This is a genomic window from Bacillus sp. (in: firmicutes) (assembly GCA_017656295.1).
In the GTDB taxonomy this organism is placed as follows: Bacteria; Bacillota; Bacilli; order Bacillales; family JACDOC01; genus JACDOC01.
On record JACDOC010000021.1, the window covers coordinates 23,662 to 37,414 of the forward strand.

Annotated in this window: 10 protein-coding genes; 9 read left to right on the forward strand and 1 reads right to left on the reverse strand. The window is 42.1% G+C overall.

Going from position 1 to position 13,753, the window contains the following annotated elements; translation table 11 throughout:
* The first annotated feature begins 36 nt into the window (after positions 1 to 36).
* From H0Z31_13460 to H0Z31_13485, 6 genes are all read left to right on the forward strand, one after another.
* Positions 37 to 1,074: an N-acetyl-gamma-glutamyl-phosphate reductase gene (locus H0Z31_13460; GenBank protein MBO8178448.1), complete on the forward strand. Its 1,038-nt coding sequence runs from the start codon at positions 37 to 39 to the stop codon at positions 1,072 to 1,074.
* A gap of 25 nt (positions 1,075 to 1,099) precedes the next feature.
* The gene (gene argJ / locus H0Z31_13465) at positions 1,100 to 2,326 is read left to right on the forward strand and encodes a bifunctional ornithine acetyltransferase/N-acetylglutamate synthase (GenBank protein ID MBO8178449.1); all 1,227 of its coding nucleotides are present in this window, start codon (positions 1,100 to 1,102) and stop codon (positions 2,324 to 2,326) included.
* Positions 2,307 to 3,080, forward strand: coding sequence for an acetylglutamate kinase (gene argB / locus H0Z31_13470; protein MBO8178450.1), 774 nt, complete (start codon positions 2,307 to 2,309; stop codon positions 3,078 to 3,080). Before argJ ends, argB begins: the two co-directional genes overlap by 20 nt.
* 29 nt (positions 3,081 to 3,109) lie before the next feature.
* Positions 3,110 to 4,291, forward strand: coding sequence for an acetylornithine transaminase (locus tag H0Z31_13475; GenBank protein MBO8178451.1), 1,182 nt, complete (start codon positions 3,110 to 3,112; stop codon positions 4,289 to 4,291).
* Between the two features lie 71 nt (positions 4,292 to 4,362).
* A complete protein-coding gene (locus H0Z31_13480) occupies positions 4,363 to 5,430 on the forward strand; it encodes a carbamoyl phosphate synthase small subunit (GenBank protein ID MBO8178452.1) in 1,068 nt (355 codons plus the stop codon).
* Positions 5,423 to 8,431, forward strand: a complete 3,009-nt coding sequence (locus H0Z31_13485) for a carbamoyl phosphate synthase large subunit (protein ID MBO8178453.1) — start codon at positions 5,423 to 5,425, stop codon at positions 8,429 to 8,431. Before H0Z31_13480 ends, H0Z31_13485 begins: the two co-directional genes overlap by 8 nt.
* Positions 8,432 to 8,783: 352 nt before the next feature.
* On the opposite strand, the gene H0Z31_13490 is transcribed toward H0Z31_13485, so the two are convergent.
* Complete coding sequence (locus H0Z31_13490) at positions 8,784 to 9,977, reverse strand: dicarboxylate/amino acid:cation symporter (protein MBO8178454.1); 1,194 nt, start codon at positions 9,975 to 9,977, stop codon at positions 8,784 to 8,786.
* A gap of 283 nt (positions 9,978 to 10,260) precedes the next feature.
* Here H0Z31_13490 and H0Z31_13495 point away from each other — a divergent pair, with 283 nt between their 5' ends.
* The 3 genes from H0Z31_13495 to H0Z31_13505 all read left to right on the forward strand — a co-directional run bounded on the left by H0Z31_13495 (position 10,261) and on the right by H0Z31_13505 (position 13,536).
* Positions 10,261 to 11,343 (forward strand): D-alanine--D-alanine ligase, encoded by a 1,083-nt coding sequence (locus H0Z31_13495; GenBank protein ID MBO8178455.1) that lies wholly within the window; start codon positions 10,261 to 10,263, stop codon positions 11,341 to 11,343.
* 64 nt (positions 11,344 to 11,407) lie between these two features.
* The gene (locus H0Z31_13500) at positions 11,408 to 12,781 is read left to right on the forward strand and encodes a UDP-N-acetylmuramoyl-tripeptide--D-alanyl-D-alanine ligase (protein ID MBO8178456.1); all 1,374 of its coding nucleotides are present in this window, start codon (positions 11,408 to 11,410) and stop codon (positions 12,779 to 12,781) included.
* Positions 12,782 to 12,843: 62 nt separating this feature from the next.
* Entirely contained in the window at positions 12,844 to 13,536 is a 693-nt protein-coding gene (locus tag H0Z31_13505; protein MBO8178457.1) for an alpha/beta fold hydrolase, read from the forward strand.
* The last annotated feature ends 217 nt before the right edge of the window (positions 13,537 to 13,753 follow it).

Here is a 13,753-nt window from a genome sequence, read left to right on the forward strand (position 1 = left end):
TAAATAATTCCACGAACTGATGAAGGGGATTGAAGTATGAAAATAGGGATAATAGGAGCTTCTGGTTATGGGGGAGTAGAATTGTATCGGATTTTGTCCCGCCATCCGGAAGTGACGGAAATTAATGTTTATACATCAGGAGCCGAGGAGATTCCATATGAAAAGGTGTATCCACATTTATACGGGAAGACGACAGCCCGTTTACAACCATTAGCTCTGGAGTACATCCAAAACGAGAACGATTGTATTTTTTTAGCCACACCGTCGGGAATTTCCGCCAGACTAACACCGCAATTACACAACGAGGGCATAAAAATCATTGATTTATCTGGCGATTTACGATTAAAAAACCCGAACCAATATACAGAATGGTACAAAAAAGTTCCGGCGCCAGAAACAATTCTTTCTCAAGCGGTATACGGTTTATCGGAATTACAGGCAGAACAGATAAAAGAAGGAACGATTCTAGCCAATCCCGGGTGCTACCCGACGGCTACGTTACTCGGGTTAGCTCCGGTTGTAAAAGAAAATATAGTCAAACCAGGGTCCATCATTATTGATGCCAAGTCCGGCGTATCGGGGGCAGGGCGGAATCCGAATTTAGTGACCCACTTTGTCGAAGTACAAGACAACTTATCGATTTATAAAGTGCATGAACATCAGCACATTCCTGAAATCGAGCAGCAATTACACGATTGGGACAGTCAGATCGGCGCCATCACCTTTAGCACGCATCTTGTTCCGATGACGCGTGGCATTATGGCTACGATTTACGTCGAGTTAAAAGAAGATTGGGGGAATTATAGATTACAAGAATTGTATGAACAGTTTTACGCGGCATCCCCGTTCGTTCATATTCGTACCGATGGCACGTTCCCAAGTACGAAAGAAGTATACGGATCAAACGATTGTGTGATCAGCATAAAAAAAGATCCACGCACGAATCGACTCACGATCGTATCCGTCATCGATAATTTAATGAAAGGAGCAGCAGGGCAAGCGGTACAAAATTTTAACATGATGTACGGGTTTAAAGAAACAACGGCCCTCGACATGTTCCCGCTTTATCCATAACAAAAGAAAGGTGGCATCATCAAAATTGAAAGTAAAAGAACAGTTGATACAAAAGGTCGACAATGGCTCGATAACATCACCAAAAGGGTTTTTGGCTGGCGGAATCCATGCTGGGTTACGTTATTCAAAAAAAGATCTAGGACTTCTCGTCAGCACAAAGCCCGCTTCTTGTGCAGCGGTGTATACACAAAACCATTTTCAAGCCGCCCCGTTAAAAGTAACGCAAGATAGTATCGCCAAAGAGCAAAAGTTACAAGCCATCGTTGTGAATAGCGCGATCGCAAATGCCTGTACTGGGGAAAAAGGGATGCAAGATGCCTATACGATGCGAAAGCTTGTCGCGAAACGTTTACAGATTGACGAACACCTCATAGCCGTCGCTTCAACCGGTGTCATCGGGGAATTTTTAAAAATGGATAAAATTGAAAAAGGTATTGCTGAAGTACCATACTCGGCTACGTTGGAGGGGGCGCACGCTTTTGAAGAAGCGATTTTAACAACGGATACCGTTACGAAAAGTGCCTGTTACCAAATCGAAATCGATGGAGTGCCGGTTGTCATTGGGGGAGCGGCTAAAGGGTCAGGGATGATTCATCCGAACATGGCGACAATGCTTAGTTTTATTACGACAGATGCCAATGTCTCTTCGGAATCGTTACAACAAGCGTTAAAAGAAATTACGGACGTTACGTTTAATCAAATTACCGTTGATGGTGACACCTCAACGAACGACATGGTTATTGTCTTGGCAAACGGGGAAGCACATCATTCCATTTTAACGGAAGAACATCCCGATTGGGCAGTCTTTAAAGCAGGGTTACAAGCGGTGTGCGAAGATTTAGCGAAGCAAATTGCTCGTGACGGAGAAGGAGCGACCAAGCTTGTTGAAGTCGTTGTCGAAGGAGCGAAAACAACAACCGATGCTCAAGCAATTGCGAAACAAATTGTCGGATCCTCCCTTGTCAAAACGGCCGTTTATGGGGAGGATGCGAACTGGGGCCGCATTGTGGCGGCGATTGGTTATACCCAAACGGAAGTGAAACCAGACGAAGTAGCGATTTATATGGGGCCTTATTTATTGTTTAGAGATGGAACGCCACAACTCTTTTCCGAAGAAGCTGCGAGCACTTACTTACAAAATAAACATGTCACGATTACCGTCGTCTTAAACGGAGGAGAGGCGAAGGGGAAAGCGTGGGGGTGTGACTTAACGTATGAATACGTCAAAATCAATGCCAGCTACCGTACGTAATAAGCCAATAATGGTGATTAAGCTTGGGGGAAGTATGCTTCATAAGCTATCACCAGCATTTATGTATAGTTTAAAAGAATTGTTGAAGACAAATCATCTGGTGGTTGTTCATGGTGGCGGCCCGGCTATTAATGCCATGCTGGACCGGTTACAGATTTCAAGTGAATTTGTGAACGGTCAACGAAAAACAACTTCATCGGTACTTGAAGTCGTCGAAATGGTGTTAGCAGGAACAATGAATAAACAATTAGTAAAAACATTGCAGCAACACGAACTTCCGGCCGTAGGATTATCCGGTTGTGACGGCCAACTGTTAACGGCCTCGTACGTAAATCCAGAAACGTTAGGTCTAGTCGGAAAAGTCGAGTGTGTGAATACCCATTTACTCCACGCTTTACTTAAGGCGTCTTATTTTCCAGTTATCGCTCCGTTAGGAAAAACGAAAGAAGGACAGACGGTCAATATTAATGCCGATCTTTGTGCAGCTGCGGTGGCTGAACATATGCAAGCGGAAAAATTGTTATTTGTCACCGACGTCCCTGGAATATTTCATGGAGATACGTTAATCCAAACGGCTACTTCGTCGATGATTACGTCCTTACTCGATCAAGGAGTCATTTACGGAGGGATGGTTCCGAAAGTAACGGCTGCGATGTCGGTTTTGTCAACGAAATTAAAAGAGGTCATGATTGTAGGTGGACATCATGACATATTGAAAGATGGTCAAATGGTTGGGACGCGAATAACGAACTAACCTTTCGCGGAGCGGGAAACCCTCCATGGATGGAAATTTCACTATTTATAAAGAGGCGGTGGTTAAGATTGAGTTGCTTGTTTCCGACATACGCTCGGTGGGAGGTTCCAGTCGAACGGGCAAAAGGGACGTACATTTACGATACCTCTGGAAAAGCATATTTAGATTTTACATCAGGAATTGCTGTTTGCAACTTAGGGCATTGTCCTGATGAAGTAAAAAAGGCCATTCAACACCAGCTGGAAAAAGTGTGGCACGTGTCGAATTTGTTTCAGATACCTCTTCAGGAACAAGTTGCACAACTGTTAGTTCATCATTCGGTGGGGGATGCGGTATTTTTCGCCAATAGTGGGGCCGAAGCGAACGAAGCAGCGATTAAACTCGCTCGAAAATATACCGGAAACCATAAAATCATTACGTTTTATCAGTCGTTTCATGGTCGTACGTATGCTACGTTATCAGCAACAGGACAAAAGAAAGTGCAAGAAGGATTTGGCCCGTTAGCACCGACGTTTGTCCATTTACCGTATAACAATGTGAGCGCCATCGAATCGTTACAAGGTGATGACATTGCCGCCATTATGGTGGAGGTCGTCCAAGGTGAAGGTGGCGTTGTGCCTGGGGAACACGCCTTTTTGAACGCCATCGCCGATAAGTGCCGCGAATTAAATGCTTTACTTATTATCGATGAAGTTCAAACAGGGATAGGTCGGACAGGAAAAAAATTTGCGTATGAACATGTCGGCATCGAACCAGATATTATCACACTTGCCAAAGGACTCGGCAGCGGTTTTCCAGTCGGGGCGATGATCGGGAAAAAGCATTTAATTGAAACGTTTCATGCGGGAAGCCACGGCTCAACGTTTGGAGGTAACCCGTTAGCGATGGCCGCTGCGTTAGCAACGATAAAAGTCATTTTTGATGAGAGTTTTTTACAAGACGTTACCCAAAAAGGAGATTATTTTATTCGGCAACTAGCGGACTCATTACATGATGTTCCTTTTGTTCGTGAAATTCGTGGTGTTGGATTAATGATTGGGATTGAGTGTTCGGGAGAAGTTCAACCGCTTATCACTGCTTTACGTGAAAAGGGTCTTCTTGTGTTGTCCGCTGGTCCGAACGTGCTTCGGTTGTTGCCACCATTGACAGTGTCAGTTGAAGAAATAGACATGGCGTTAGACATTATTTCTACTACATTGATTGCAAGTTAGCTATTTTTATAGTTGTGATTGTATAATAATGGAAAAATCGATAAAAACACATCGGAAGAAGGTGTTTTACTTTGAAAGGATTCTTAATCTTATCTGATGGTTCGGTGTTTGAAGGTGAGTTAGATGAACAGGCACCACCCTTGTGTGAAGGGGAAGTGGTTTTTTATACAGGAATGACGGGTTATCAAGAAGTGTTGACCGACCCGTCCTATAAAGGTCAAATTGTGGTGTTTACGTACCCCTTAATTGGAAACTATGGAATCAATAAAGTTGATGGAGAAAGCAAACGTCCCCAAGTAAAGGGGGTTGTAGTCTATCAAGCAACTGAAACATATTCTCATTACTTAGCCAATGAGTCGTTCAAAAGTTATTTAGGCAAATGGAACATCCCATGCTTATATCATGTCGATACACGCGCAGTGGTGAAAAAAATTCGATCATTTGGCTCACAACAAGCCGTTATTACTACCGACCCTACTTGGACGGTAAAGAAAGGCCTTTCGCAGAATCAAGTAGAAAAAGTGGTAAGTCAAACGATGGAAACGATTGGAAATGGAAATGTGCACATTGCGCTCATCGATTTTGGCTATAAAAAATCGATAGCCACTTCTTTAGTAAAGCGAGGATGTCGTGTGTCCATCGTTCCGTTTCATGAGATGGATACGGTGTATGATTTGAACCCAGATGGAGTGGTGTTATCAAACGGTCCAGGCAATCCGAAATCATTAACACCTTTTTTACCGAACATTAAAAAACTCATTTCATCCTTTCCGACGCTCGGTATTTGTTTAGGGCATCAATTAATCGCCCTTGCATTAGGTGGAGATACAACAAAACTACGCTTCGGTCATCGTGGGGCGAATCATCCGGTAATGGACCATCAAACGGGAAGGGTTTTTATGACATCGCAAAACCATAGCTATGTTGTGAACCCAGATAGTCTGCAACATGTTCCCGTACACATCCGTTTTACAAATATCAATGATCAATCGATAGAAGGGCTTGTTCATCGTCATTTACCGATTCTTTCGGTTCAATTTCATCCAGAAGCCCATCCAGGACCGAAAGAAGCTAGCTGGGTGTTTGATGAATATATAGCCGTATTACTTGCGGTAGGGAGAGAAAAAATATATGCCTAAAGATCCAACGATTAAAAAAGTACTCGTCATCGGATCCGGACCGATTATTATCGGGCAAGCAGCAGAATTTGACTATTCCGGTACACAAGGTTGTTTAGCGTTAAAAGAGGAAGGGATAAAGGTTGTATTAGTCAATAACAATCCCGCGACAATAATGACCGATACGAAATTTGCTGATGTCGTTTATTTTGAACCGCTCACTGTTTCCAGCTTAGAGACGATTATTCAAAAAGAACAACCAGACGGCATTTTAGCGACATTGGGTGGGCAAACGGCATTAAACTTAGCCGTAGACCTTGAAAAAAGTGGAATTCTCAAAAAATATAACGTTCGTCTTTTAGGAACCTCAAGTGAATCGATTCAACAAGGAGAAGACCGCGAACGTTTCCGGGCGCTCATGAAGGAACTGAATGAGCCAATACCGGAAAGTGAAATTGTAGAAGATATCGCTTCTGCTGTACAGTTTGCACAAACAATCGGGTATCCGATTATCGTTCGTCCTGCGTATACGTTAGGTGGAAAAGGTGGGGGCATTGCGTACAATGAAACCGAGCTTGTTTCCATCGTTTCCAACGGATTGAACATGAGCCCGATTCACCAAGTGTTAGTGGAAAAAAGTATTGCTGGCTTTAAAGAGATTGAATATGAAGTCATGCGGGATGCGGCCAATACGTGTATCACGGTGTGTAATATGGAAAACATTGACCCCGTCGGAATTCACACAGGAGATTCCATCGTGGTAGCACCTTCACAAACGTTAACAGACGAAGAATATCAAATGTTACGAAGTGCAGCGTTAAAAATTATTTCGGCGTTAAAGGTTGTCGGTGGTTGCAACATTCAATTTGCCCTCGATCCGCATAGTAACCAATATTACGTCATCGAAGTCAATCCGCGTGTCAGTCGCTCATCCGCTCTTGCTTCCAAAGCGACCGGGTATCCAATTGCACGAATGGCGGCGAAGCTTTCCATTGGCTACACGTTACACGAATTGAAAAACCCGCTTACGGAGTCAACGTATGCAAGTTTTGAACCAGCTTTAGATTATGTCGTTGTTAAATTTCCGCGCTGGCCGTTTGATAAATTTACGAAAGCAAACCGCCGACTCGGAACAAAAATGAAAGCAACAGGTGAAGTGATGGCGATTGATCGAACGTTGGAGGGGGCGTTACAAAAAGCGGTTGAATCGCTTGAATTACCAATAGTCGGTCTGTTGTTGCCAAAATTACAGGCCGAAGAGACTGCCCATTTGATGCAACGTCTTCAAGAAGCGGACGATGAGCGATTTTTCGTTATAACCGAATTGTTACGGCGAGGAGTCACCGTTGATGTGTTGCATCAACAAACCGGTATCGATCATTATTTTTTATCCGTAGTTGCTCATCTCGTGGCTTTAGAGAAGAAATTGGCGAATGAAGAACTTCAACCTTCTTTACTAGAGGGGGCAAAACGGTACGGCTTTTCTGACCGAGCGATTGCTCATTGGACCGGACTCACGGAAGAAAACATCCGCTCGCTCCGTCAAAAGTGGGGAATTCATGCGGTTTATAAGATGGTCGATACGTGTGCGGCGGAATTTGATGCCCGAACGAATTATTTTTATTCAACGTACGGTGGAGAAAACGAAGCCATTCCGAAAAAAGGAAAGAAAAAAGCGCTGGTGATCGGCTCAGGTCCGATTCGAATCGGTCAAGGGGTCGAATTTGATTATAGTGCGGTACATTGTATTTTAACGTTGCAGCAATTAGGGTATGAAGCGATTATGATCAACAACAATCCAGAAACGGTTAGTACCGATTATGAAATCGCCGATCGCCTTTATTTTGAACCATTAACGGTCGAACATATATTAAACGTGATTGAGAATGAACAGGTGGATGTCACCCTTGTTCAATTTGGTGGACAAACAGCCATTAATTTAGTTAAAGGGTTGGAAAAAGCCGGCGTTCCGCTATTAGAAATGAGCACCGATTTACTCGATGAACTCGAGGACCGGGAGAAATTCTACGCGCTTCTTGACCGTGCACACATCCCACATGTTAAAGGGACGGCCGCCAAAACGAAAGAAGAGGCGCAAAAAGCTGTTACAAAGCTTCAGTTTCCTATTTTATTACGCCCTTCATATGTTATTGGCGGAAAAGGAATGGTCCGCGTCGACTCAATGGACACATTTGAAGACATTATCGTCCAAACAGATGATGCTCATTTTCCATTATTGTTAGATGAATTTGTCGAAGGAAAAGAAATTGAAATCGATCTAGTCGCAGATGGAGAGAATGTATGGATTCCAGGTGTCATCGAACATATTGAACCAGCAGGTATCCATTCGGGAGATAGTTATGCTTTGTTTCCGTCACAGCATGTGTCGTCTTTAGTGAAAAAGCTGGTGAGAGTGTATGCAGAAAAAATAGTTCAGGCGCTTCATTACAAAGGGATTATGAATATCCAATTTTTATTACGCGACAAAGACGTTTTCGTATTGGAAGTCAACCCACGCGCGAGCCGTACCGTTCCGATTGTTAGTAAAATCACAGGGATTTCGTTAGTGGAAAAAGCAACCGAAGTGTTGTGCGGATCATCGTTAACGGATTTAAAATTACCTGACAAAGCCTCCAGTGAACAGGTCGCTGTTAAGTTTCCGGTCTTTTCATCCCATGCCCTCACCGATGTCGACTTAAAACTCGGTCCGGAAATGAAATCAACCGGTGAAGGAATGTGTGTTGGACTTACGGCCGAAGAAGCGATGAAAAAAGTGTTTGCCCACTTACAACCAATTAATGAACAAAACATTTTTATCGATGACAATGGTAGAGCATCGGACGAATTCGACCAATGGCTAAAATGTGGAGGGGGAAAAGTGTATTACAATCCTCTATCGACTGATGCTGCTAGAAGAAACCGGATAAAAGCCATCGAACGTGGCCTCACCGTCTTTACCGAAAAAGAAACGTTTGAAGCTTTTATCCATGCATGTGGATTGTACCAAAAAGTCAACACATAAGTGTTGGCTTTTGGTTTTTTGATATGTTGGTTGAGCCAAGCCAGCAAGTAAAGTTCTGGATAGACACGTAAATTAAGATGAAGGCAAGTAATTAAGTAAAAGTGGCAAGTAAACTTCAAGATCGGCAAGTAAATTTCCGACACTGTCCAGTAAAATCCCAACATTAAGAGTAAACACGGCTAGGAATCTCTCGTCTTAGATATGAAACGTCGTCAATACAACAAAATTGGCCTATATCTAATTGAGTTACTCACAAAAAACAAAAGAGACAGCCATAAAGCTGTCTCTATCACTTCATCCTTTGTTGACCGTGGAAAAAATGTACTACTTTCAAATGGCAGTTCGAAAAAACTTACCCTACTTTTTTAACCCCCGTTTGTTCTAATTGGTCGGCACGTACAAAACGATCAGTAATGGCTGTTAGGGCACCGTCGCCAGTTACGTTACATGCTGTTCCGAAGCTATCTTGTGCTAAGTAAAGGGCAATCATTAAAGAAAGCATTGTGGAATCAAATCCGAGCATCGATTCAAGAAGCCCTAAAGCGGCCATGACAGCACCACCCGGAACACCAGGAGCGGCAATCATCGTAATCCCAAGCATTAATATAAATGGGAATAACGTACCGAACGCTGGGACTTCTCCTTGCAATAACATAACCGCCATCGCACAGCTTGTTAGTGTAATCGTACTACCAGATAAATGAATGGTCGCTAATAACGGAACGGAAAAATCGGCCACTCGTTCTTTAACTCCTAATGTTTTTGTATGTTTCAATGTGACCGGAATCGTTGAAGCGGAGGACTGGGTACCAAGCGCTGTAAAATAGGCTGGTAACATCTTTTTCAACATACCAAATGGATTTTTTTGACGTAAGGAGCCAGCAACAGAATATTGAATCAATATATATACAAAATGAAGAACGATAATCATGACAAACACTTTGGCGAAAACGCTCATAATGGCTCCTACTTGTCCTCCATTGGTCATATTGGCGAAAATACCAAAAATATGAAGCGGTAATAATGGAATAATCACGCGATCAATTAATTTTTCGATGATGTCTCTGAAATCATTAAGTACTCGTTGTAACGTATCCCCTTTAATAGCCGCTAATCCAAGACCAAGCGTAAACGCAATAAGAAGTGCCGTCATAACCCCCATAATTGGCGGCATGTCCACCGTAAAATATGGTTCGAGCAATACTTTTTCTGGATTCTCGAACTCTCCATGGGTCGTTTGATTGGCTAAAAGAGTTGGGTATAACGTTTTAGCTGCAAAAAAAGCTAACAATCCTGCCCCAACCGTTGATCCATATGCAATACTTGTTGTCAATCCAAGTAGTTTACCAGCTTCTTTTCCCATTGTGCCAATACCCGGTGCAATGAACCCGATGATAATTAACGGGATGGCAAATCCTAAGAAACTACCAAATAAACTATTAAATGTGGCAAACAGTCGAATTCCCCATTCGGGAATGACTAATCCTGCTCCGATCCCTAGAGCAATTGCTAAAATGATTCTAGGGAGTAGTCCAATACGTTTCATGGTACTGTCCTCCTTAAAAGAACAACTGTATTTTATAGGTGGATTATACAAGGTTTATCCATGAGTGTTAAGAGGAAAAAATATATACGGAATAGCAAATAAATTAGAAAAATTCAGTTAAATAAACGTTTGTTTAAATTCAAAGTAGCAAAACAACCTAAAGACGGCATACTAATAAAGAAAGCTGCCTAGAAATAATTTTTTAAGAGTAAGAGAAAGAGTCTCCTACTTGGCATGGAAAGTGTTAAAATAGAGTCATCTCAAGAAATATTGGAGGTTCCTTATGAAAACGAAACTCTGTTTATTATATGGTGGAAAATCTGCTGAACATAAAGTATCTTTACAAACAGCAAAAGCGGTCATCCAAGCGTTGGATCCGGACAAATATGAAATTCATCCTGTTTATATTGATACAGAAGGGGCTTGGATTAAAGGTCCTCAACTGAGCGGACCAGTGGAGGATGTAAAAGCCCTCGTATTCTCCAAAGGAAACGAAATTGTCCCAACGGAGTTATCCGTCACTGTTGGTTCTTCTCTGTCCGATGAAAAAGGCTATGATGTCATCTTCCCTCTTTTACACGGACCAAATGGGGAAGACGGAACCGTACAAGGAATGCTTGAACTATTAAATTTACCGTACGTTGGTAATGGAGTGTTAGCTTCCGCGGCAGGCATGGATAAAGTGATTATGAAGAATTTATTCGACCAAGCTGGTTTACCGCAAGTAGACTATGTTTGGTTTATAAAAAGCACGTGGAAAGCCAATCGCGAACTAGCGTATGAACAAGTAGAGCGCCGTCTTGGCTATCCGTGCTTTGTCAAACCAGCCAATCTCGGTTCAAGCGTCGGAATTAGTAAATGTAACAACCGCGAAGAATTAGACAAAGCGTTTGAAGAAGCGTTCCAATTTGACCGAAAAATTATTGTTGAACAAGGCGTTCAAGCACGGGAATTAGAGGTCGGATTATTAGGAAATGACCATCCAGAATGTTCGGTGGTCGGAGAAATTGTTCCGAAAAAAGAATTTTACGATTACAAAGCGAAATATGAAGATGGAGATACCGCATTAATTATTCCGGCAGAGATTCCGGAAGAAGTGGCCAAGGAAATGAAAGAAATGGCCATTCGTGCATTTAAAGCCCTTGACTGTTCGGGTTTAGTTCGGGCAGACTTCTTCTTGACAAAAGATGGAAAACTTTTAATAAACGAAGTAAATACGATGCCGGGATTTACGCCGTTTAGTATGTTCCCTTTACTTTGGAAGCATACAGGAGTAGAATATCCTCAACTCATTGAAAAGCTTATTCAGCTTGCCATCGAGCGGTACGAAGAAAAACAAGAGATTAAACACACAATGGATGAATAAGGGGTGAACTCGGCAGTGGCCGAGTTTTCTTTTTCACCCCTTAAACTTGGAAAGGAGAAGGAAAATGATACGACGAACAATTGGTCAAATTGCCCATATGATTCCCGTACAAAATGATGTGTCAGCGTATTCAATGATCGAAATTCATGGAGTGTCAATCGACTCAAGAAAAATTGAAAAAGGAAATTTGTTCATTCCATTCCAAGGGGAAAAAGTTGATGGACATCAATTTGTTGAAGATGCCTTTAGAAAAGGAGCAGCCGCATCGCTGTGGAAAAAAGACGTACCGAATCCGCCAAAAGATGTACCGATTTTGATGGTGGACGACCCGTTACACGCGTTGCAGGAACTTGCTCGTGCTTATCGAAATGAACTCCAAACAAAGGTTGTCGGTATAACAGGTAGTAATGGAAAAACGACGACGAAAGATATGACAGCGTCTCTACTTTCACGCAAATACCGGGTCCAAAAAACAGAAGGGAACTTTAACAATCATATCGGATTGCCTTTAACCATCTTATCCTTAAGGGAAGATACAGAAGTTGCGGTCATTGAAATGGGAATGAGTGCAAAAGGGGAGATCTCTTTCTTAACGAAATTAGCTCGACCAGAAGTGGCCATTATTACGAATATTGGGGAATCGCATTTACAAGATCTAGGCTCAAGAGAAGCGATTGCTGATGCGAAATTAGAAATCGTAGAAGGACTACCGAAAGACGGTCTTCTCCTTTACTTCGGTGATGAGCCTCTCCTTCGTGAACGCGTACAGAACATGAAACAGGTTCGTACAAAAACGTTTGGTAAAATGTCAACGAATGACGTGTATCCGACGTTTAATGAGCAAAAAGGGCTTGGAACGGTTTTTTCTATCAACCGCCAACCAAACGAGCAATTTTTCCTTCCTGTTCTTGGGGCTCATAATTTAATGAACGCTTTAGCCGCGATGATGGTGGCCGAAGAGTGGAACATTTCATTTACGGAGATGAAAAAAGGTCTAGAAAACCTTCAGTTAACAAAAATGCGCATGGAATTATTAGAAGGAAAAAATGGTGCGAAATGGATTAACGATGCATACAATGCGAGTCCTACTTCCATGAAAGCAGCGATTCAATTACTGGAATCTCTCCAAGGATTTGAGCGAAAAATTGTTGTACTTGGGGATATGCTAGAACTAGGGCCACAAGAAAAAGAATTTCATTTCCAAGTTGGAAAAAGTATCGATCCTAATCGCATAGACTATGTGTTTACGTACGGAGAATTAGCTGCATTCATTTCAAATGGCGCGAAAGAACAGTTTCCTTCCGATCGTGTGCTTTCGTTCAACGATAAAACAGAGTTAATCAATCACTTAAAACATGTGGTAAAGGCCAATGATGTCATTCTCGTGAAAGCATCGCGAGGAATGCGTTTAGAAGAAGTTGTACAAACGTTTGTTTAAAAAAACAACAGCTTGGCAAAACCGAGTTGCTGAGGCTGTTCTTTTCTAAGGAGGCTGGCATTTTGATTGGTTGTTTATGTCTTCATGGATTTACCGGAGCTCCTTATGAAGTTCAACCATTAGCCGAATACTTAAAGGAACATACCGATTGGAAAATCGTTGTACCAACGCTTCCAGGACATGGAGAGGAGTTACAATTAAAAGGGGTGACCTATCACGATTGGCTACAACATGCGGATGAAGAACTAACTCGTTTAAAAGAGGAATGTGATCACGTGTACTTAATAGGCTTTTCCATGGGAGGGTTAATTGCCGCCTATTTAGCTACGAAATACGATGTTCAAAAACTTGTCTTATTAAGCGCCGCTGCCTATTATATAAACCCCTCACAATTAAAAGAAGACGTCCTCATGATGGTGAAAGACTCGGTTCGAGGAAAACTTCATGAAAATGAATTGTTTCATCGATACAAAAAGAAAATCGTTGCGACTCCTTTATCAGCGACGATAGAATTTCGAAAATTAGTGAAGTTTGTACGACCGAAATTACGCCACGTAACCATTCCGACACTGATTGCTCAAGGGGAATGTGACGGCATCGTTCCGGTAAAAAGCGCCCAGTATTTGTATGAACGTATCGGTTCTCCAAAAAAAATATTATTTTACTCCAAAAAGGCAAATCATCATATTTGCCATAGTGAAGATTGCGAAGAATTATTTCAAGCGGTGTTAAATTTCCTTCGTGAAAGCATGTAAGAAGTCTGACATGAAAACGTTACATTGAAATCATATGGAATAAATGGTAACATAACGATAACATCTTATGTATTTTTTGAGATACAAGTGGTTTCACTTGTATTTTCATCAATCGCTCTTCTTCGGAAGAGTATCTTTTTTTGATTTGAAAACGTTCTAGTATTCGCTTGTATTGAAGGCTCGGTCCAACCCGAGTTTTCTTTTTAGTAAATCGAGA